22 protein-coding genes are annotated in these 21,938 nt (G+C 35.1%); 7 read left to right on the forward strand and 15 right to left on the reverse strand.

Annotation, left to right across the window (positions count from 1 at the left end):
• The first annotated feature begins 6 nt into the window (after positions 1-6).
• Positions 7-591 (forward strand): DUF3109 family protein, encoded by a 585-nt coding sequence (locus ACZZZA_RS01090; RefSeq protein ID WP_463429425.1) that lies wholly within the window; start codon positions 7-9, stop codon positions 589-591.
• An 88-nt stretch (positions 592-679) separates the two neighbouring features.
• Here ACZZZA_RS01090 and ACZZZA_RS01095 read toward each other — a convergent pair whose 3' ends face one another.
• The 8 genes from ACZZZA_RS01095 to ACZZZA_RS01130 form a co-directional block, all read right to left on the reverse strand.
• The gene (locus ACZZZA_RS01095) at positions 680-3,532 is read right to left on the reverse strand and encodes a M16 family metallopeptidase (protein ID WP_463429426.1); all 2,853 of its coding nucleotides are present in this window, start codon (positions 3,530-3,532) and stop codon (positions 680-682) included.
• A 157-nt stretch (positions 3,533-3,689) separates the two neighbouring features.
• The gene (locus tag ACZZZA_RS01100; protein ID WP_463429427.1) at positions 3,690-4,376 is read right to left on the reverse strand and encodes a LolA family protein; all 687 of its coding nucleotides are present in this window, start codon (positions 4,374-4,376) and stop codon (positions 3,690-3,692) included.
• A 133-nt stretch (positions 4,377-4,509) separates the two neighbouring features.
• Entirely contained in the window at positions 4,510-5,844 is a 1,335-nt protein-coding gene (locus ACZZZA_RS01105; protein WP_463429428.1) for a trigger factor, read from the reverse strand.
• Between the two features lie 142 nt (positions 5,845-5,986).
• The gene (locus ACZZZA_RS01110) at positions 5,987-6,556 is read right to left on the reverse strand and encodes a hypothetical protein (protein WP_463429429.1); all 570 of its coding nucleotides are present in this window, start codon (positions 6,554-6,556) and stop codon (positions 5,987-5,989) included.
• A 42-nt stretch (positions 6,557-6,598) separates the two neighbouring features.
• Positions 6,599-8,983, reverse strand: a complete 2,385-nt coding sequence (locus ACZZZA_RS01115; protein WP_463429430.1) for a TonB-dependent receptor — start codon at positions 8,981-8,983, stop codon at positions 6,599-6,601.
• Positions 8,984-9,202: 219 nt separating this feature from the next.
• Positions 9,203-9,559 (reverse strand): hypothetical protein, encoded by a 357-nt coding sequence (locus tag ACZZZA_RS01120; RefSeq protein WP_463429431.1) that lies wholly within the window; start codon positions 9,557-9,559, stop codon positions 9,203-9,205.
• Between the two features lie 298 nt (positions 9,560-9,857).
• The gene (locus ACZZZA_RS01125; RefSeq protein ID WP_463429432.1) at positions 9,858-11,792 is read right to left on the reverse strand and encodes an ABC-F family ATP-binding cassette domain-containing protein; all 1,935 of its coding nucleotides are present in this window, start codon (positions 11,790-11,792) and stop codon (positions 9,858-9,860) included.
• 80 nt (positions 11,793-11,872) lie between these two features.
• On the reverse strand, positions 11,873-12,490 hold the full coding sequence (locus ACZZZA_RS01130) for a DUF5715 family protein (RefSeq protein ID WP_463429433.1): 618 nt from the start codon (positions 12,488-12,490) through the stop codon (positions 11,873-11,875).
• Between the two features lie 266 nt (positions 12,491-12,756).
• Here ACZZZA_RS01130 and ACZZZA_RS01135 point away from each other — a divergent pair, with 266 nt between their 5' ends.
• Both ACZZZA_RS01135 and ACZZZA_RS01140 read left to right on the forward strand, forming a co-directional pair.
• Positions 12,757-13,146 (forward strand): aquaporin, encoded by a 390-nt coding sequence (locus ACZZZA_RS01135; protein ID WP_463433711.1) that lies wholly within the window; start codon positions 12,757-12,759, stop codon positions 13,144-13,146.
• 25 nt (positions 13,147-13,171) lie between these two features.
• Positions 13,172-13,441 carry an aquaporin gene (locus ACZZZA_RS01140; RefSeq protein ID WP_463429434.1) on the forward strand — a complete coding sequence of 90 codons (270 nt, stop codon included), beginning with the start codon at positions 13,172-13,174 and terminating at the stop codon, positions 13,439-13,441.
• A gap of 49 nt (positions 13,442-13,490) precedes the next feature.
• On the opposite strand, the gene ACZZZA_RS01145 is transcribed toward ACZZZA_RS01140, so the two are convergent.
• The 4 genes from ACZZZA_RS01145 to ACZZZA_RS01160 all read right to left on the reverse strand — a co-directional run bounded on the left by ACZZZA_RS01145 (position 13,491) and on the right by ACZZZA_RS01160 (position 16,599).
• Positions 13,491-14,036: a hypothetical protein gene (locus ACZZZA_RS01145; protein ID WP_463429435.1), complete on the reverse strand. Its 546-nt coding sequence runs from the start codon at positions 14,034-14,036 to the stop codon at positions 13,491-13,493.
• Between the two features lie 133 nt (positions 14,037-14,169).
• On the reverse strand, positions 14,170-15,159 hold the full coding sequence (locus ACZZZA_RS01150; protein WP_463429436.1) for a LuxE/PaaK family acyltransferase: 990 nt from the start codon (positions 15,157-15,159) through the stop codon (positions 14,170-14,172).
• Positions 15,160-15,354: 195 nt separating this feature from the next.
• Complete coding sequence (locus ACZZZA_RS01155; RefSeq protein WP_463429437.1) at positions 15,355-16,128, reverse strand: UDP-2,3-diacylglucosamine diphosphatase; 774 nt, start codon at positions 16,126-16,128, stop codon at positions 15,355-15,357.
• A 24-nt stretch (positions 16,129-16,152) separates the two neighbouring features.
• Positions 16,153-16,599, reverse strand: coding sequence for a 6-pyruvoyl trahydropterin synthase family protein (locus tag ACZZZA_RS01160; protein WP_463429438.1), 447 nt, complete (start codon positions 16,597-16,599; stop codon positions 16,153-16,155).
• A 96-nt stretch (positions 16,600-16,695) separates the two neighbouring features.
• Between ACZZZA_RS01160 and ACZZZA_RS01165 the strand changes: the two genes are divergently transcribed.
• Positions 16,696-17,349, forward strand: coding sequence for a ComF family protein (locus ACZZZA_RS01165; RefSeq protein ID WP_463429439.1), 654 nt, complete (start codon positions 16,696-16,698; stop codon positions 17,347-17,349).
• A gap of 70 nt (positions 17,350-17,419) precedes the next feature.
• The gene (locus tag ACZZZA_RS01170; protein ID WP_463429440.1) at positions 17,420-18,109 is read left to right on the forward strand and encodes an alpha/beta fold hydrolase; all 690 of its coding nucleotides are present in this window, start codon (positions 17,420-17,422) and stop codon (positions 18,107-18,109) included.
• On the opposite strand, the gene upp is transcribed toward ACZZZA_RS01170, so the two are convergent.
• From upp to ACZZZA_RS01185, 3 genes are all read right to left on the reverse strand, one after another.
• Positions 18,110-18,760 (reverse strand): uracil phosphoribosyltransferase, encoded by a 651-nt coding sequence (gene upp, locus ACZZZA_RS01175; RefSeq protein ID WP_463429441.1) that lies wholly within the window; start codon positions 18,758-18,760, stop codon positions 18,110-18,112. It lies immediately after the preceding gene.
• 106 nt (positions 18,761-18,866) lie between these two features.
• Complete coding sequence (gene der, locus ACZZZA_RS01180; RefSeq protein ID WP_463429442.1) at positions 18,867-20,177, reverse strand: ribosome biogenesis GTPase Der; 1,311 nt, start codon at positions 20,175-20,177, stop codon at positions 18,867-18,869.
• 129 nt (positions 20,178-20,306) lie between these two features.
• Positions 20,307-20,945 (reverse strand): hypothetical protein, encoded by a 639-nt coding sequence (locus ACZZZA_RS01185; RefSeq protein WP_463429443.1) that lies wholly within the window; start codon positions 20,943-20,945, stop codon positions 20,307-20,309.
• 86 nt (positions 20,946-21,031) lie between these two features.
• On the opposite strand from ACZZZA_RS01185, the gene ACZZZA_RS01190 reads away from it, so the two are divergent.
• Both ACZZZA_RS01190 and ACZZZA_RS01195 read left to right on the forward strand, forming a co-directional pair.
• On the forward strand, positions 21,032-21,490 hold the full coding sequence (locus ACZZZA_RS01190; RefSeq protein WP_463429444.1) for a heme-binding domain-containing protein: 459 nt from the start codon (positions 21,032-21,034) through the stop codon (positions 21,488-21,490).
• An 11-nt stretch (positions 21,491-21,501) separates the two neighbouring features.
• A complete protein-coding gene (locus ACZZZA_RS01195) occupies positions 21,502-21,915 on the forward strand; it encodes a thiol-disulfide oxidoreductase DCC family protein (protein ID WP_463429445.1) in 414 nt (137 codons plus the stop codon).
• Positions 21,916-21,938 lie beyond the last annotated feature (23 nt).

Here is a 21,938-nt window from a genome sequence, read left to right on the forward strand (position 1 = left end):
AAGATTATGATTCAAATAGACGATAAATTAATTTCTGAAGATATTTTCTCTGAAGAATTTGTATGCAATCTCACCAAATGCAAAGGTGCTTGTTGTGTGGAAGGTGATGTGGGAGCTCCGTTAGATAAGGACGAATTGGTTATTTTAGACAATATTTTTGATAAAATAAAACCTTATCTTACTCAAGACGGAATAAAAGCTCTGGAAGAACAGGGAACATGGACAACCGATCCCATGGACGGAATGTACGTCACCCCGATGATTGAAGATGCCGAATGTGCGTACGTGACTTTTGACGAAAGAGGAATTACAAAATGCGGGATCGAAAAAGCCTATGAAGACGGAGCTATCGACTGGCAAAAACCGATCTCTTGTCATCTATACCCAATTCGGGTTACAGAATACTCTTCATTCACTGCTTTGAATTACCATGAATGGCCCATTTGCAATGATGCCTGTACTTTGGGTAAAGAACTTCAGGTTCCGGTATATAAGTTCTTAAAGACGCCTTTAACACGTAAATACGGAGAAGACTTTTACGCAACGTTAAGCGAAGTTGCCGAAGAGTGGAAAAAGGAATATGGGTCTTAGTTGATTAGTTGGTATCTATCGCTTTTCTAAAAACAAACAACCGCAGAAAATCTCTGCGGTTGTTGTATTAATCCATTAAGATGAATGATTACCTGGCTACAGAAGCCGTTACGCTTGCTGCTTCAGTTTTCTTTGGTGCGCTTTCCCAACCGTCTTCAGGCATTAAGGTCGCAACTATTCTGTTTTTCGTAAGATATTTTTTAGCAACATCCTGCAAATCTTTTACAGTCAGTGCTTTTACTTTATCCTGATAATTTAAGATTTCATACTTATCACTTCCATCCAACTGATTTTTTGCGATAGCATTCATCCAGTAGCTATTATCTTTGATGTCTGTATTGTAGTCATTCATTTCACCTTCTTTGTACTTATCAAGATCTTTCTGATCAGGACCTTTTTCAATCAGTTTTTGAATTTCGGTGATTGCACTTTTAGTCAGTTTATCAGCATTCTCAGGTCCACATGGGAAACTGATGCTAAAACTGTAGTTTCCGTAAGGAACTTTACCCAATCCTCCTCTTGCTCCGCCACCGTAGATTCCGCTTTCATCCTCTCTCAGTTTTTCAATTACTTTTATTGTAGCCACTTCTCCTAGTGCAGATAATGCCATAGCTTCTTTCTCGTTATACGGAGTTTCTCCGGAATAAACGATTTGCACCATACTCTTAGGATCTTTACCTTTCTTATACACTTTGGTGTGATCACCCGTTATCGATCTGTATCCAGTATCTTTAAAGTTGGTCGCTTTTCCAGAACTTGGTAAGCTTGCGATATACTGCAAAACTTCATTTTTAAATTTAGCTTCATCAATGTTTCCTACGAAATAGAAATGGAAATTTCCTGCATTGGCAAATTTTTCCTTGTATACATCGTACGCTTTTTTGTAATCAGTGGCTGCCCAATCTTTTTCCATCGGAATTAAACCAATAAATCTCGGATTCTTCTGTTGAGTAAATTTAGCATGCTCACTGGAAAAGTAGAACTGAGGATCAGAAAGTAAATTATCCATCATCGCAGACTGCTTCATTTTGTAAGCATTGAATGCTTCAGGACTATAATTTAATCCTGTAAAATAAGCATAAATTAGCTCCATTGCAGAACCAAGATCTTTTTGGTTGGTTCTTCCATTGATTCCTTCAGTTAAAGTACCGATAAAAGGATTTACACTTGCCTGCTTCCCTGCTAAATAATTGGTAAGATCTGCTTTAGAATTGCCATTTACACCCGCTTCAGTTAAAGCCTGATAAGCAAATTGGGTTTTGTTATAATCTGAATCATTCAATAAAGAATTTCCACCTAAACTTCTGGCCGTGAAAACAATTTCATCATCTTTGAAATCTGTTTTTTTGAAAGTAACTTTTGCTCCGTTTCCTAATGTCCAGGTGGTAGTACCCAGCTTGGCATCAGTATCTGTTTTAGCAATTTTACCTTCAGATTTGAAAGGTTTAACCAAATTTTTGATCGCTGCTTTCTCTTCGTAAGGTTTTAGATCTGCCATTTTTACATTATCAAAGGTTTTTAGAACCATCGCTTCAGTTGGCATTGTAATATTGTCCTTCTTTGAACCGGTAAGTATCACTACTCTGCTGTCTTCTTTTACCATTTTCTTGATCACCTCATTGGTTTGAGCTAACGTAACTGTTGGTAAAAACTTCTTGGTATCTTCATATTCCCAGGCGATTCCCGGCATCGGTTCCTGCTCCAGGAAATTTCTTACATACTCGTCTATCAACGCATCGCTTTCCGTTTTGTCGCGATTGTTGTAGGATCTTTCCATATTAGACATCATTTGAGCTTTTGCTCTATCTAACTCGCTCTGAGTAAATCCAAATCTTTTTGCCCTTTCTGTTTCTTCAAGTAAAACCTTCAAAGCACTCACCTGGTTTCCATCTTTTACCATTGCATATCCTTGGAAAGCTTCTTTTGTTCTGCCCACAACACCGCCGTGATATACAGACCCGAATGTGAAAGGAGGATTGTTTGAATTGACCAGTTCTCTCAATCTGTTGTTCAGCATGGTGGTGGCCAGATTTTCTACCAAGCTTTGGTTGTATTGTTCTACAGTAACGTCTGGTGAGTAAGATTCTGTATCTTTCATCATAAACTGAACCACAGAGCTGGTAGCATCCGGATCGGTTTCTATTGCTACAAGAGTTTGCTCGTGGTTGGGTAAATCAAAAGTTTTTCTTTCTCTTGGCTTAGAAGGATTTTTATATTTGCCAAAATTATCTTTAATTTTCTTTTCAACTTCTTCTACATTGATATCTCCCACCACTACAATTGCCATCAAATCTGGTCTGTACCAGTCTTTGTGAAACTGCCTGATTACATCTGGTTTAAAGTTTTGCAGAACCTCTTTTTTACCAATAGGTAATCTATCGGCATAGTGAGATTTATGCAACATCTTAGGAAGATACTTATCAGACATTCTTTTGTCTGCACCTAATCCCAATCTTAATTCTTCAAGTACAACACCTCTTTCTTTATTGATCTGTTCGTCCGTCAATGTTGCATTAAAAGCCCAGTCTTCCATTACTTTAAGACCTGCATCAAAATTTCCGGGCTTGTCTAAAGGAACAGGAAGCATATAAACCGTTTCGTCAAAGCTAGTATACGCATTAAGATGCTGACCGAATTTCACACCAATTGACTGTAGAAAGTCTACCAGTTTGTTATCCGGGAAATTTTTGGTTCCGTTGAAGTTCATATGCTCCATAAAGTGGGCAAGACCTCTTTGGTTTTCGTCTTCAAGGATAGATCCTGCATTGATTGCCAAACGGAAATCTACCTTTTTTTCGGGTAATGTATTTTTTTTGATGTAGTACTTCATCCCGTTTGGAAGAGTTCCTGTTTTTACAGATGCATCCATCGGGATATTCTGTGCAAATGCACCAGATGAAGCCATAAAAACAACTCCCAATGACAATAGAATTTTTTTCATACAATTGATATTTAAATTTTCGGGATAAAAATATACATTATTCACAATTAAAAGAAATTTTATTTGTCAGATTTTAGTTAAAATTGAGTTAAAATTATTTTTATAAAAAAAAGACCGGAAATTTTCCGGTCTTTTGGGTATATTAAAATGATGTAATCTATTTGAAATCAGCTTCGCTCACTCCAGAATTTAGTGTGATCTTTGTTGTTTTGATGGTCACTTTTTGCCCACCGCCTTCAGCTTCTATCAACTCAGGAAATTTAATTCCATCTACCGTCATATAGCTTTTCATGACCGCATCTCCCTGACCGCTTCCTGCTTTGTAAAGAAGACCTGTAGCAGCATCAAAATAAAATTTCCCTTTATCCGAAGACAATACATGGTAATCTTTCCCATCTATTTTTTCAACAGATACCGTTTGAAAACTTGCAGGATCATAAGACAGTGCATCAATCGTCTGACTTTTTTTCAGTTCAGGAATTTTATCTGCCGGAAATTCAGTTTTTGCTCCCATCTGGTTCATATACCCTTTTTCGCCGTCAAAGACCTGAGTCATCTCCTGTCCCATTACCGTCTGTACAGATTTGAATTTATTTCCCATTTTCTTTGTGGTAGAAGTGATCTCCATACCTTGTGCTGAGATTACGTTTTCAATAACGGTAGATTTTACAGCTTCCAGTTTTGATTTTCCTCCAAGAGCAGTAATATAGTTATCAATTACCTGTTTTGGAGTGATCTGTGATGTAGCTGCCGCAGATTTTACGGTAGCCGTAGATGTTTTTTGCGCTACTGCTGATGTAGAAAAAAGTACAGCGCAGAAAAACGGAACGATTATCTTTTTCATATTAATATTAAATTTATGGTGTAAATATAGGAAATTTGATTGGTATAAGGATATGAAGATTTGCATTGAAAAATAGAATCATCAACAAAAAAACCCACCAAATTGGTGGGTTTTAATTTATATAAAAAGTAAATTACTTCTTCAATTCTTCTAAAAACTCGTCGTGAGAGATTACAGTTTCTTTTTTAGTCGCTTTTTCAAGAATTACATCTTTTAGTTTTGCCATAGCAACTTCAGAAGAGATCTGTCTTACCTGCTCCTGGTCTTTCAACATCTCAACAGCGTACTTTTGAATTTCTTCGTCTCCTAAATGATGAATTCCATAGATCGCCAATTGGTTTCTTACCAACTGCTCTGCCTGAGCCAAAACATCAGCGTAATCTAATTTGATATCATTATCAGACATCAATTTACCTTCGATGATCTGGTATTTCAACTGAGTTTTCTCTGCTTCAAGAATTCCTTTTGCCTGCTCTTCAGACTGGATGTTCTGGTTTGAGAATACCAACCACTTCGTAAGGAATTCTTCAGGAAGCTTTACTTCTTCTTTTTCAGAAACCTGCTCCAATACTTTATTCACAAAGTGTACGTCTGCATTTTGCTGGAAGTATTCATCAAGCTCAGTTTTTACTTTATCTTTAAGCTCTTCTTCACTTTTGATATTTCCTTCACCGTAAACTTTATCAAACAATTCCTGATTAAGTTCTGCTAAGTTTAAGCTGTAGAAATCTTTTACTTTCACTTCAACTTCAGCGTGGTGTAAATGCTCAGCTTCTTCTTTAGTGAATCCTAATTCTTTAGCCAGGTTTTCGTCAGCAGTAAGAGTTTCTTTAGAAACTTTCACAGACTCATCCATTTTCAGCCCTTTTACCAATTTGAAAGCGTCTTTGTTTTCAGCAGTAATGGTAGCATTTTTAGGTTGGTGGTGGTGCTCACCTTCAGCATCTTCTTCTACCACCTGAGAAATTTCTAGGTTGATGTAAGAATCTTTAGCGATTTTGTCTTGCGGAACCTGCTCTGCAAAACGCTTCTGCATGTTCTCGATGCTTTTGCTGATTTCTTTATCAGAAGCTTCTACTTTGTAATGAGGAGCTTCATATTTAGCCAAATCTATAGTAAATTCTGGTTCGTAACCTACTTCGAAAGCAACTTCCAACTTCTCTGCATTATGATTGAAATCATTTACAGGCTGAGGAACTGGCTGACCAACTAATCTTAGTTTGTTTTCGTTGATATAGTTATTCAAAGCATCAGAAACTTGTTTGTTGATTTCTTCGAATGCAATCCCTGCTTCATATTGCTTTCTAACCATACTCAAAGGCACTTTTCCTTTTCTGAAACCAGGAACCTGTGCGTTTTTAGCATAATTAATCAATTGCTTTTCTACTTTTTCTTTGTAGTCAGATTTCTCCAATGTTACTGTAAGCAATGCACTTACATCATCATGGTTTTTTGCGGTAACCTTCATTATTGATTAAAATTTTAGGTTGCAAAAATATGAATTTTTTATTAAAATGAATCATTAAAGATAAATTCTTCGTCATCAAATATTTATAAATAAAAAAACCACTAAAATTTCAGTGGTTTTTGTCTGCCATAAAAGCTTTTTATTAATTGCTGAGGTTAAACGTAGCTTCTGCATCAGTTTCACCGCCTACTACACTTCCCCATGCCGTACCATTTTGCGCAGAACTTGCACTTTGCGGAGCGTGGATTAAATCTAATTTTAAAAATGGTGCAGAAGAATTAACCACATTCACCACATTCCATTTGGTTATAAGACCTACTTTGCCTAAATCTCCTGTTGATAATACACCGTCTTCTCTCGTAAGATTAATAGTAGATTTAGGAAAATCAAAAATAATAAAGTGCTCGTCTTTAGCATCAATGATTTCCTGCGTAACATCATCATTACCATTATAAAATCTAGTGTTTACAATATAAGATTTTCCGTTGGTAAGAGGGATGGTAGGAATTCCTCCTGCTCCGATGCTGTAGTTATACTCTACTGCAATTGCTCCCGGCGCGTCTTCTTTTACTAATAATAGGATATTTGTAAGCTCTTCCTGTGGAATATCGTCTTCATCTGCCGAATCTCTCTGGCAAGAAACAACACTGATTGTGATGAATAAAACCGCTAATAATTTGATAATATTTTTTGTATTGAATAAGTTTTTCATTTTGATAATTTTAAAATTTAATTAAATAATTTTTTGAATTTTTTAGAATCTGTATCTAAAGTTTAAAATAAAGTTTCTTCCTGCCTCATCTGCGAAGAATCTTAAACGATTCAGGTAATCTCTGTACGAAGTATTGAAGAGATTATTTACGATAAGACCCGCAGAAAGATTTTTGCTGATATTTACACCTGTCTGAATATTCCAAAGTGAATATCCGTTTGGCGGTGTGCTGAAATCGATCTCTGTATTGACCAATTCACCATCCAAATAAATTTCCAGTGGAGCATTTCTGACAGGGAATCTGGTTTGTCTTAAAGAGGTTTGATTTTCAACAGTGAAATAGAAATTATTCCATTTTTCTTTCTTGAATTGCAACGCATTGGAGAAATTTGGAGGCATCATTAAAATCAACGGTTCGTTGTTGGTTTCGTCCTGGCCGTGAACATAACTTCCTTTTCCAACATACGTAAAATCTTCAGTCAGTTTCCAATTGATATCCAAGTCTAAACCATACATTTTGGCATCAATCTGCTGATACTGCCATTCTGGGAAAACTCCCCTGATTGTCCCTTTGATACCGACCGGAACTTCATTAATGAAATTTTTGGTCATAAAAAAATAAGGATTTACGGAAATATTCAGTCCTTTCAACACATTAAATCTTGAATCTACTGTAAGATTAAACTGATGTCCCTGCTCATTTTTCAATGCCATATCTCCGGTTTCAATGATTCCTGCAGAATGATGTAATCCGTCAGAGAATAATTCTGCCACATTCGGAGATCTACCTACTTTCGCATAATTGAATCTGAGATCAAACATAGAACTTGGGTGATATTCCAGCCCTGCATTAAAAGAAACATTATTATAATTCAGTTGAGGACGTGTCAAAACTCTGTTTTGATCAGTTTTCACATAGAACTCAGGAAAAACATCTGCATATCTTTCTTCCCAATCGCTTTTATCATACCATTTGGTGACATCATAACGGGCAAAATCATATCTCGCTCCTGCTTCAAAATTAAAATCTTGAGAAATTTTATACTTAAAAACAGAATAAATTCCCGCAGAATATTTATCATAATTAGGAATCAAACGTCTTGCTTTTGTCGCAGGATCTGAATAATTGTTTTGAAAACCTGCATCAATTCCTGTTTCCAGAGACCATTTTTCTCTTTCCAATAAATCATTTAGGTTAAACTGATGGGTCATTAATTCGAGATCCAAAGAAGGCGTGTCTTTCAACTCTCCTCTTCTGATGTCATATTCCTGTCTGTGATTGTACTGATAACTGTATGTTGCTGATAATTTCCCTATATTTTCAAACCTTTTGAAAGCAGAAACTTTCGCAATATGATGCTCAACAACCTGTCTAGGATTATCGATATCATAACTGAATTTTCCTGAATAAATCGGTGGATCTGCGCTCATTGCACGGTAATAATCACCTGAATTGGCAACATGAGAATCTCTCAAAATCCCAATATTTTGGTTTGTTAAATAATAATCAAATGAAATTCCTTTTTCATAAGAATTATTCTGAACAGTAAAATTAAAAGATGAAAAATCCATTCCTGTATTCTTCAGGTTGTAATCAGGAGCACTTTGATCGCCCAGTTTCTTAATGCTTCCGCCAGACTTTACAGCCCATCCGTTTTTCCAGACTTTAGCAACATCTGCATCAAAAGCCAGACCCCTTCCGTTGGAAATGCCTGAAAGACCGACTGAACCTTTGATTGTATCTTTTTTAGGAAAAATTTCAGGTTCCATTACCACGACTCCACCGATGGCATCACTTCCATATTTCAATGCTGATGCACCTTTAATGACATCGATATGCTGAAAATTATTGATATCAACATTTGGCGCATGTTCTACTCCCCATTCTTGTTCTGCCAGTTTTACTCCGTTATTTAAAATAGCGATTCTACTTCCGTAAAGCCCATGAATAATAGGTTTTGAGATGTTATTTCCTGTTTTTAAAGCAGTAACACCTGAAATTTTGGATAATAAATTCCCCAGATTATCGGTAGAATTTCTTTCTATCTCCGTTTTATCAAGAGTTTTTATAATTAAAGAACCGTTTTTCTTGTGATTTCCATGTATGGTTACCGTTTCTATATCCTGAATATGATGTTCGAGGGTTATGACGAGATGCATATCCTGTGTAACTCCTACATTTTCAGTATAATCATTACAATCAGGATGTGTAGCAATAAGTATATATTTCCCAGCAGGAATTTTATTGAATGAAAACTTCCCTTTTTTGTCTGTTTTGGCAGTAAAATCTCCAATTTTTACCACAGCATTTTGCAGCATGGTTTTATCATGGAAATCCTGAACAATACCTTCTACAGTATGGGTTTTTTGTGCGTTTGTAAATGCAAATCCTGTAAGGATCAACATTAAACTATATATCAATTTCATTGTAAATAGATAGATTTCGTACTTTAAAAAAGTACATTTTTAAAATCGTGAAATAAATGATTAGCGGATTTGTACATGCAAAATATACAGTGCATTAACGATTTAGATGTATAGAAATACATTAAATTGTTATTCTTAATGACTTAATAGCCCCCATTTTTTCCATTGAGTGAGGTAAGCCTTAAAAATTTAAGTCAAATCCGGTAAGTAAATCTGGAATTAAGAAATTGTGGGTGGACCCCGAAGCTGAAAAGTGAATTTTGTCTGAAACCAAACTCTTTCCTGAAACGCAATAATTTGCTTTACCTCGTGCGTATAGCTCTCGAAAACAAAACTAAACTCTTCGGGAATTAAGGTATTTCCGGTTGCCAAGAAATGACAGGCCAAACAGTCGCCGGCTTTTTCTTTGGAAAGATTTTTTGAAATATTATTCTCTGATTTTTTTAAATTAAAACCTATAAAAACATCAGCAGAATCGTGACTGTGAAAGCTTGAAGAAAACAGCGCAAAAAAGTAGATCCCAAACATCAGCTTAGAGATAAAAATTTTCAGATTTCTGCTTTCTTTAAAAATCATTTGGCAAAAATAAGAATAATATTTTAAAGCTTTTTAAATAAAGATTAAATTATAGTTATTTAATGCTGATTGTATTCTTTAATATACAAACGTATCGCTCCTACGGAGCTCAAATCATTGTTATACTATTTACAAACATGACGATGCTATGGAGCTTCACCTTTTTAAAATAAATCCTCACATTTATAATCTGGAAATCACTTTATTTATAAATTGGGTATGTGTAAAAAGCACAACTTATCCCAACAAAAAAAGATGAGTGATTAACCCATCTTTATTGTTTATATCGAATAGAAAATTAACCTAGTTGTGTTCCCAGATACTCCCATTCCTGCAAAGCGGCATCAAGGTCTTCTTTCGTTTTGTTGTATTTTTCTAAAGTTTCTTCAGAAGGATTTTCAGTCGTAAATGAAGCTTCCATATTTTCGATAGCTGTTTCCAACTCAGAAATTTTTTCTTCTACTTTTTTGATTTTATTCTGAATATTCTTTTGTTCTTTGCTTACGATGACAGTAGATTTAATTTCAGCTTTGGCCTGCTTTTCTTCAGCTTTAGCTTTTTCTACAACCTTAACCTCATCATCATGAAGTTTCGCTTTTTCGGCAGAGATTTCTCTAATGGATTCTTTTTGTCTGAATTCAAGATACTCATTCACACTTCCTAAGAATTCTTTCATTCTGCCATCACGGAATTCGTAAATCTTATCACAAAGTCCTTGCAGGAATTCTCTGTCGTGAGAAATCACAATCAAAGTACCTTCAAACTTCTGTAATGCCAATTTGATAATCTCTTTAGACTGAATATCCAAGTGATTGGTAGGCTCATCCATAATCAACGTATTGAATGGACGAAGCAATAATTTACACAATGCCAAACGGTTTCTTTCCCCTCCGGAAAGCACTTTGGTCTTTTTATTTACCGCTTCCCCCTGGAATAGGAAAGAACCCAATAAATCTCTTACTCTCGGTCTTGTTTCTTCGGTTGCAGAATCTTCCGCTTCTTCCAAAACGGTTTTATTTGGAGTTAAAACTTCTTCCTGATTTTGGGCGAAATATCCGATATTGACATTATGACCCAAGTTCCAGGTTCCAGAATAATCCTGAATATCTCCGGCAAGAATTTTCGCCAAAGTTGTTTTCCCCTGTCCGTTTTGTCCTAGAAGAGCAATTCTGTCGCCTCGCTGAACGATGAAATCTACCTCATCGAAAATCTGCTTTTTACCATAAGCTTTACCTAAGTGTTCAGCTTCAAAAATTACTTTCCCGGGAACAACAGATTGTACGAAACGAATATTGAATTTCGAAACATCTTCATTATCAACCTCAATACGGTCAATTTTATCTAATTTTTTAATAAGCGACTGCGCAAAAGATGCTTTGGTAGCACTTGCACGGAACTTATTAATGTTATCTTCCATTTGTTTGATCTCCGCATCCTGATTTTTTTTTGCCTGAATTAGTTTTTCACGGCGTTCTTCGCGCATCACCAAATATTTGGTGTAGTTGGTTTTATAATCGTCTACTTTTCTGTTATTCACATCAAAAGTACGGTTACAAACTGCGGTCATAAACTGTTTGTCGTGACTTACCAAAACGATTGCACCGGGATAATCTTTCAAAAAGTTTTCCAGCCAGATGATCGATTCCATATCCAGGTGGTTGGTAGGCTCATCGAGAAGCATCAGGTCATTTTTCTGAAGAAGCAGTTTTGCCAATTCAATTCTCATTCTCCAGCCCCCGGAAAATTCGTCTGTTATTTTTTGGAAATCATCTGCTTTAAAACCTAAACCAAACAATACTTTTTCAATATCCCCTTCCAGATTGTAAGCGTCATGATGCATTAAAATATCGTTCAGCTCCGTCATTTTGTTGATGATGTCTGTGTAAGCATCACTTTCGTAATCGGTTCTTGTTGCAAGCTGATGATTGACTTCTTCCAATTCATTTTTCCATGCATTAATTTGCTCAAAAGCCTGCATGGTTTCATTCCAAACGGTTCTTCCTTTTACAAAATCAAGATCCTGTTTCAGAAAACCGATGGTAATATTTCCTTCCGGAACCACCAAACCTTCATAAAAAGTAATTTCTTTGGAAAGCATTTTCAGCAAAGTGGATTTTCCCGCTCCGTTTTTACCAACCAAACCAATTTTATCATCCTTTTTAATGGTGAAATTCACGTTTTGAAACAAGTAGTTTCCCGAATGATGTAAGCCTAAACCTTGAACCGAAAGCATCTTTATGAGTAATTAATGATGAATAATGTCTACCGAATATTTTTCGGGTGCAAAAATACGGAAAATAAAGGACTTTAAATTTAATAATTCTTAACTGTGACGTGAAAACAGCTTTGCTGACGTTCTTTAATGTAAAAAATACGCCCTGCATCAGCATAATATTTCAAAACTTTTTCTAAAGCTGCCTCTAATTTTGGGTTTGTTTTAAGTTTATTATTAAACCTCACGTACGAAATATCAAAGGAGTTCCCATAATTATGCGAACTGATTCCCATTGAGGCATTAGAATTAACTTTTCTTAATCTACATTGGTCTTCGAGTGTTCTGGTGAGGGATGAAACAGTAAATGTATGTCCTTTACTTTCTTTACTGAATCTTGAACCTATTTTTTCTAAAGTCGCTTTGGCTTTTGAAACTAAATAGGGTCTGCTGTAATCCAGTTTTTGAACTCTATATCCCTTCCCTGTTTTTTTTACGGTATGGAATTTACCTTTATTAATATATTTCTGAACTTGCGAAGTATTTTTAAGAATATTCACATTAAAACTTTTGGCTGCGGCTAAATGCGGTTTGTACAAAGGAGTGGGTTCAACTTTCAAAACTTCTGTTAAATCATAGCACGATGTAGGTTTTTTTAAGACCTGACCATTAGAAAAATAATAAAAAAAGAAAAGCAGAATACAAAGCAACTTTCTCATTAAGTACAATTTTGAAATTAAATATAAAATAATTGATTGTGCAATTCCAAAGATATTAAATTAATGCATTCTCATAATATTTTATGAATAAAAGCTTTATCATAAAAAAAGTTAATAAATTACATAAATCTCACTAATTTTTAAATATCATAAATAATAATTTATTTAACATCAATTAAGTTTGAATAATTAATTTTTGTACATTCGCTGAACAATTTAAAAATACATTAAAGATGATTTCAAAAACTTCAAAATTCGTGGCTGAGATGCTCGGCACAATGGTACTTGTTCTCATGGGATGCGGAAGCGCAGTGATTGCAGGTGCAGATGGTACAACAGGAGTAGGACTCCTGGGAATTTCTTTCGCATTTGGTTTAAGCGTGGTAGCAATGGCTTATGCAATAGGCCATATTTCGGGATGCCATATCAATCCTGCCATTTCAATAGCTATGGTTGCAGCGGGAAGAATGAAAATAGATGAAGCATTTCGATACATTATTGCCCAAATCATTGGTGCAATTATCGGTGCAGGAATCCTATATGTGATTTTCACCAATCACCCGGGTGCGGAAATAGCAACCATGGGCATTGGGATCAAACGGATGGGGCACAGGATATTTGGATGCTTACAATACCACAGCTGCATTTGTTGCTGAATTTATTTTTACTTTTATTTTCCTAATGGTGATACTAGGTTCAACTTCTACGAAAAATATCAACGGTGGATTTGCAGGTTTAGCCATTGGCTTTTCTTTGGTCTTGATTCACATTGTCGGAATTAAAGTAACAGGAGTTTCTGTAAATCCGGCAAGAAGTATTGGCCCGGCGATTTTCGCAGGTGGTGAGGCACTTTCACAACTATGGCTATTTGTTGTTGCACCGGTTTTAGGAGGTGTTACAGCAGCTTTCACTTACAATGTATTAATGGAAAGACCAGAATCTACAAAATAAACTTCACAACAATATATCAAAAATAAATCCTGTCTTTCGGCAGGATTTTCTATTTCGGTTTCTTTATTTCGAAAGGATTTTTAAAAATAAGTTCTTCGTGTTTTCCTTTTATTTCTAATTTTCTCTGTAATAAATTGAGTGCCATTTTCCGGATAAAAAGATCTTTATCATTCAGTTTCCAATAAGAATCTTCGTGTACTTTTTTGGGTGAACGGATCAAATAGAATGCTGTATCCCAACTATCTGCATTGTGATAAAACTCAATAATGCCGCAGTGTTCGGGAATTTGAGAATGCTCAATCATCCCCATCGGAAGTAGAAAACTAAATGCATTACAAGGATAGTCACCACAACAAATTTTGTCATGCTTCAGAAATTTTTCTCCGGTTTTTGTATTGATGTAGGATTTTTTAAAATCGTTTTTAAAATCGCTCTTTGAAAGTTTGATTTCAATTTCATGACTGAAACCTTCAGAATCAATAATCAGCATATCTGCTTCCCAATCTGAATGAAAGTGATTGCTCAACACGATTTCCTTCTCAAAATCGCAATTCGCATGAATGTAAGCGTGAACCAATTCTTCTATTTTAAGCACGTTTTAAGTTTTTTTTATTTAAACGCAAAGTCCGCAAAGATTTTCTTAATATTATTGAGCATATTTTTCGTTCGCAAAAGCGTTGCACTTAGCAAAGGTCTCAAACCCTAAAACTCTCCTACCTTCAAACCTATTAACTCACTAACAGACTACATCCACGAATATCCGAATGATCTATCCTTCCCAACACCTGAAATTTCTTCTCATCTTCTGTCAACAATTTACCCAAATCCTGTGTTGCAATGAATGCACATGAGTGAATATTTGCCAGATCGATAATATTAATTGCTCCCGTTTTTCCGGCAGCTTCATAACTAAAAGGATCTTCTACATTTCTGATTAAAACCCTCATCCAATTTGGACATTCGTAAACATTACTGCCTAAAGAATAAGCCTGGGAAAGCAATTCGGTCATCGAATATTCCGAGTATATTTTCTCAGTTTTAAAACCGTCCTGAAGAATTTTCAACAGTTCATCTTTCGTCATTTCTTCTTTACGCCCTTTCATTCCGCCCGTTTCTATAACGGTCAGATTATTATATTGTTGGAGTATCGAGGAGTTTGATTTACAATAATCCAGAAAATCCAGAAGCGCAAAAGAAACTCCGAAAAGAATGACTTTCTTATCTTTTAATTCATTTAAAAGCTTCAATAAATCTGCGTGATTGTAAAGAAAATATCCATTTTCTGGCTTGTCTGATTTTTTCATCAGAAAATCCACCATATAAATCAATGATGAGTTTTGTTTTTCGAGATAACTTGGAAGCAAACCTAAAAATATGAAATCTTCAGGCTTTCCGATGAACCGGTCGAAGCTTTTGTAAATGCTTTCCTGATATATATTTTCGTTTGTAATGAAATGTTTAGACAAATTCATCTGCGTTGTTCCGGAGCTTTGAAAAAACAGATCTGTAGAAATATTCTGATCTACAATCTTATGATTTTTAAACATCTCTATCGGCAAAAAAGGAATTTTATCTAATGACTTCACACCTTCAATGTCGATATTCAGATAATCTACAAATTTTCTGTAAACCTCAATATTTTTGTATTGATACCGAAAAGTTGTCAGTGCCACATCCAAAAATTCTTGTTCGCTCTGTATGTCAAATATACTTTTCAATTTAATTTAAAATAACTTTATTGCCTTATTGATTCATTTTGAATCATATAGGAAATTTGATTGTAGTTTTAAGAAATAATTAATTTAAAAACTTAAAAATTGGTTAGGTTATTGCAATTCAGTCTTCAGAATATGGATTAGATATAACAGCCGTAGAAACTGTTATTCAGGAATTACCTCTTTGGAGGTAATTTTTTATTTATGCTCAAAAGTTTTCAATTCAAAGTTATTTTCAAAAACTCCGTACGTAAAATAAGAAATCCAGTCTCCAAGATTGATGTATTTTGAATTTTCATTTAAATCTAAAACCATCGGCAAATGTCTGTGACCGTAGATAAAATAATCGATTTTTTCTGTTTTCAGCTTTTCTTTTGAGTAGATGATCAGAAACTCTTTTTCCTCGCCCAAAAAGGATTTGTCTTCATCTCCGGAAATCATTTTATTTTTCTGCGACAGATACAAAGCAACTTTCATTGCAATATCGGGATGAAGCCATTTAAAAAACCATTGTGCAACAGGATTTGTAAATACTTTCTTCATTCTTTTATAGCCTTTATCTCCGGGTCCCAAACCATCACCGTGAGCCAGCAAAAACTGTTTTCCTGCAATCTCAAAATATTGCTTTTTGTAGAAAACGGTGCATCCTATTTCTTCTTCCAGATAATCTTTCATCCAAAGATCATGATTTCCGACGAAAAAATAAATATGAACACCCCTATCTTTTAACTCAGCAATTTTCCCCAGAACACGCACATACCCTTTCGGAATTACATGCTTCCATTCATGCCAAAAATCGAACAAATCACCCATCAGAAATAAAATCTGAGCATCTTCTTTGATCTCATTCATCCAACGGATAAATTTCTCCTCACGAAGTTTGCTTTCCTTGGGATTTGGCGCTCCAAAATGCTGGTCTGAAGCAAAATAGACTTTCTTTCCGGGCTCTAAATGAATGGTAGTTTTCAGCACGTCTCTAGTTTAAATCAGGAAATATTATTGATTGTCTTCTGCATACCATTCTCCGTAAGAGTTTTCTGTCTCATGAAGTTTCAGATAAGCCAAAGAAACATCAGCCGGAAGTTTTGATTTTATTTTTGCAGCGATGGCGTACAACATATTCTCGCAGGTCGGCTGAAAATTGCAGTAAATTACTTTCTGACCTTTATTTTCTAATTCTTCACCCATTTCTCTGTGTGGAGAAGCACCGTTGATCAATACAGAATGATCCCAGACATCAACAATTTCAGCTTTCACAATTGCTTTAATATCTCCGAAATCTACCACCATTCCGTTTTTGGGGTTTTCCAGATCATTGATGGGTTTTCCTTTTACGGTAACGAAAAGTTTGTAAGAATGTCCGTGCATATTTTTACATTTCCCATCATAATTGTACAAAACATGAGCAGTCTCAAATGTAAAAATTTTTGTAATACGTATCATGGTGCAAAGATAGAGAATTTGATTATAAAATTGGAATTTCAATTGTAGTGCTTATGTATTGAAATTTTTATTAATTTTATCTTTAAACACACACAAATGATTTTAGACTTATTCTTCCCAAACCGCTGCATTGACTGTAATAGAATTATCGATGGCGATCTCATGGTTTGTAACATCTGTTTTGAACAGATACACTTTACCCATTTTGCTTACTTTTCCGAAAACAGTTTAAAAGAAAAATGCAAATTGCTCTTTCCTATTGAAAATGCGTATGCTTTAATGCAGTTTGAGCAGGAAAATCTCAGCCGAAAAATCATTCACCAGTTAAAATACAGAAATCGTGAGAAAACAGGTAAAATTCTTGCAGATTGGGTAACTGAAAATTTAGATTTTAAAAATGAAAAGCCAGATTTGTTGATAAGCGTTCCGCTTCATCCAAAGAAAGAAAAAGAAAGAGGTTACAATCAACTTCATTTATTTACTGAAACATTGTCTGATTTTTATAAAATCCCTTTTGACCACAGTTTACTAAAACGAAACCATTATTCTAAAGCTCAGGCTTTAAAAGACAGACAACACCGTCTGGAAAATCAAAATACATTTTCTTTGACTCAAAACATTTCAAATCAACATGTTTTACTGATTGACGATGTTTTTACCACAGGAAATACCTTGGCTACGATTGCTTGGGAAATTTTGAAAGAAAGGAATAATAAAGTGAGTGTTCTGGTCATGGCGATGGATGAGTGATTGATCGTAACAGGGATAAAAAATGTTTTCATTTGAAATATTTTTATTAATTTTCCGCAAAACAATGACTATGAGAAACCTTATTTTATTACACGGAGCATTAAGTCACAGCGATGTATTCACTCCGAATTTAGATCAGCTTTCAAAGTATTTCAACATTTACAGCCCTTTGTTTTCGGGGCACGGAAGTAAAGAGTTGCCGCTAAACGGAATTACTATTGAAAAATACACACAAGAATTAGCAGAATTTATTGAACAGGAAAATCTTAATAACGTTGATATTTTTGGACATAGTATGGGTGGTTACGTTGCACTTTATTGTGCTTCAAAAAATCCCGGAAAAATAAATTCAATAATGACATTGGGTACAAAATTCAACTGGACGGAAGAACAGGCTTTGAAAGAAAGTACAATGCTCAATCCCGATATAATCACAGAAAAAGTTCCTAAGTATGCAGAATTATTAGAGCTTCAACATGGTACAAAATGGAAAAAACTACTTCCTGCAATTGCTGAAATGATGATTTCTTTAGGTAAAAATCCGCCTTTACAGGATGATGTTTTAGAAAATATAGAAATTCCTGTTCAGATCATGGTGGGAGATCAGGATCATATGGTCACCATTGAGGAAAGTACAGAAGTCTATAGAAAACTAAAAAAAGCAAAACTAGCCGTACTTCCCTATACAAAGCATCCTGTGGAAAAAATACGACCTGATTTATTATTTGATCTGATGAAAGATTTTTGGAATCTGTATTGATTATCTCTGTAATTTTTCACCATAACTCAAATCTCCCGCATCGCCCAAACCTGGCGTGATGTACCCTTTTGAAGTTAAATTTTCATCAATCGCTCCGACCCAAATTTTCGCCTCCGGATAAGCTTTTTCGATGGTTTCGACACCTTGTTTCGATGCGATTGCCGCAACGATGTGTAATTGGGAAGGTGTCCCATTGGTCAGCAAATCTTTGATGGCTTCAATTAAAGAAGCACCGGTTGCCAACATAGGGTCTGCCACAATTAATGGTTTTCCATCGATATTCGGACAGGTTAAATAATCCTGTTTGATAGAGAAATAATCATTCGCATCATGTTTTCTGTAGGCTGCTACAAAACCGCAATCGGCTTTGTCGAAATAGTTTAAAATACCTTCAAATAAAGGAACACCGGCTCTTAAGATTGTTGTAATGACAGGCTGTACTGCAATTTCCTGAGTTTTGATGGTGTCTAACGGAGTTCTAATTTCAACTTCTTTTGTTTCCAAATCTTTACTGATTTGAAAAGCGGCAATTTCTCCGATACGCTCCATATTCCTGCGGAATCTCATTCGGTCATGTTGAATTTCTACATTTCGAAGTTCGTTAATCCATGAATTTACTAAAGAAAAAGTTTTAGAAAGTTCTACCGTCATAATTTTGATTATTCTGATAGCAAAATTATGAAATATAAAATAAATCCCTCTCAGAAATTACTGAAAGGGATTATATTTTTATGATTTTAAATCGAGATTAATCCGATTATTTTTGTCTGAAATATACTTCAATAGGAACTCCGGTAAATCCGAATTCTTTTCTTAACTGATTTTCTGTAAACCTTTTATACGCTTCTTTCACATATTGCGGCAAATTACAGAAAAATACAAATTGTGGAGACGGCGTTGGTAGCTGTACACAATATTTGATTTTAATAAATTTTCCTTTATTTGCCGGTGGAGGTGTACGTTCGAAAATAGGAAGCATGACTTCATTTAGTTTTGAAGTTTTAATTTTCTTTTTACGGTCTTCATAAACAACCATAGCCATTTCCACCGCTTTCAAGATTCTTTGCTTCGTTAAAGCTGAAACAAAAAGAATTGGAATATCACTGAACTGACCTATTTTATCTCTGATTGATTTTTCAAAATCTCTGATGGTATTGGTATGTTTATCTTCAACCAAATCCCATTTGTTAACCACAATTACGATTCCTTTTCTGTTTTTCTGAGCCAAACCGAAAATATTCATATCCTGAGATTCCCATCCTTGAGTAGCATCAACCATGATGATCACCACATCAGAAAATTCTATCGAACGAATCGACCTCATGACAGAATAAAATTCCAGATCTTCGTTTACTTTAGATTTACGACGCATTCCTGCAGTATCTACCAATACAAACTCATGTCCGAATTTGTTGTAAAGCGTCTGAATACTGTCTCTTGTAGTTCCTGCAACATCAGTTACAATATTTCTGTCTGCATCAAGCAAAGCATTCGTCAAAGTAGATTTTCCTACGTTTGGACGACCCGCAATCGTGATTTTGGGAAGACCTTCGAATGGATCTTTGTAATCTGTCGTCGGAAAATCTCTAACTACATCATCCAGAATTTCTCCCGTCCCTGAACCGGTAGCAGAAGATAAAGTATAGTATTTTTCGATTCCTAGCTGATAAAATTCTGTAGCATCTACTTCTTCTTTAGCAGAATCTACTTTGTTAATCACAATATATACAGGTTTGTTGGATCTTCTGAGCATTTCATGAATTTCGTAATCCGTATCTGTAAGACCTTCTTCTACATTCAGCATAAAGATGATAGACGTAGCTTCATCAATTGCCAACTGTACTTGTTTTGAAATTTCTTCCTGAAAAACGTCTTCGCTATTTACTTCATACCCCCCCGTATCAATTACGGTAAAGTCTACCCCATTCCAGTCAGATTTTCCGTAATGACGGTCTCTGGTAACTCCGGAAGTAGAATCTACGATAGCTTCTCTTCTTTCAAGCAAACGATTAAAAAGTGTGGATTTTCCTACGTTGGGACGCCCAACGATTGCAACTATATTTGACATAAAAAATGTTTAATAACCCTTGAGATTGCACTCAGGATCAGATTATCAATGGGTTACTTCAACTATTGAAGCCCAATTTTTTTGCAAAGATAGGGTATTATTATTTAGCAGAAAATGCTGGTGACGATTTTATCGCCCAATTACTATCCAGCCAACGCCGTCACTCTGAATCTGATATCTCTGACTTCCGCTAATTGTTGTAATATTGGTATTGGTTACATCATCATAAATTCCCGCTCCCGAAACTGTAGTGATTGGTTTTGATGTAATTCCGTTACTGCCTATCAATATATAAATTCGTCCTTTACAAGTGCTTGCATCGGGAAGGGTAATCCCGGTATTACCTCCGTAGATTCTTAATGTGTGATGTTTATCATTAAGTAATAAATTTCCTGAATTTGGAGTTTCATAAGGAGTTGAAAATGACTTTAAAGCAAGGTTTCCGGATACTACTTTAACCCATTTATTAACAGAAGCATCTCCATCAAAATAATAATAACCTGCAGAAGTGACATCTATTGTTTGACCATTGGGTGAAGGATCTGCAACGGTAACATATACCAGCGAGCCAGATTGTGCAGCAGTGTAAAGTTTTATCTTTAATTGAGTAGCCTCAATTCTGGGAGCTATAATCCCATCTAGCTTATTTCCATCAGAAGGATACCCTACTACATCTAAAGTCGCTTTTGGATAATCTGTATTAATCCCCACCTGTGCATTAAACAAAAAACCAGAGAACAATAGAACTGATAATAGATTTTTTTTCATACATTTAATCTTTGTTATTACAAATATATATTATTTTATGAAAATAACAATATTTATGAAATAATTATTCATTTAGATCAAAATTTATGAAAAAAATACTTATTGTTTTGCTCGTTGCATTTATAATCATTCAGTTTTTCCCTATTGATAAAACCAATCCACCTGTAAATAAGGGAATGGATTTTTTGACCATTAAAAACACCCCACCTGAAATGGCAAATATAATTAGTACTTCGTGCTACGACTGTCATTCAAACGAAACAAAATATCCTTGGTATTCCAGCATTGCACCCTCATCCTGGTTTTTGAAGAATCATATTAATGAAGGACGACAGCACTTAAACTTCTCTATATTTGCAATGTATGAACCTAAAAGGCAAATTCATAAAATGGAAGAATGTATCGAAATGATTGAAAAAAAAGAAATGCCGTTAGAATCCTACTACATTGGTCATCAGGATGCTAAACTGAGCGACCAGCAAAGAAAGCAACTTGTTACCTATTTTAAAAAACAAATAAAAGACACGCAGATAAAAATGCAATAAATTTAAGAATCATGCAGGAAAACTGGAAAGATAAACACATTGTATTTTTTGACGGAGAATGTGGCGTCTGTAACTTTTGGGTGCAATGGATTTTGGAACGAGACAAAAATGACCAATTTATGTTTGCATCACTGCAATCTGATTTTGGACAAAAATTTCTCTCAGAAAGGGGTCTTGAAACCAAACAATTCAATACCATGTATCTTTGGAAGCCCGACGCATATTATTTGATAAAATCGCGAGCAGTTCTTAAGATTGCAGATTTATTAGGTGGTATTTATAAATTATCTGCAGCAGGAAAATTGCTTCCCACTTTTTTGAGCGATAAGATTTATGATAAAATATCTGAAAACAGAATGAAGCTTTCTGCTCAAAAATGTTTTTTACCCGATCAGCATCAGAAGAAAAAATTTATTGAAGTTTAATTTAAATAAAAACTGCCTCAATC

This window comes from Chryseobacterium sp. AC405b, assembly GCF_979258685.1.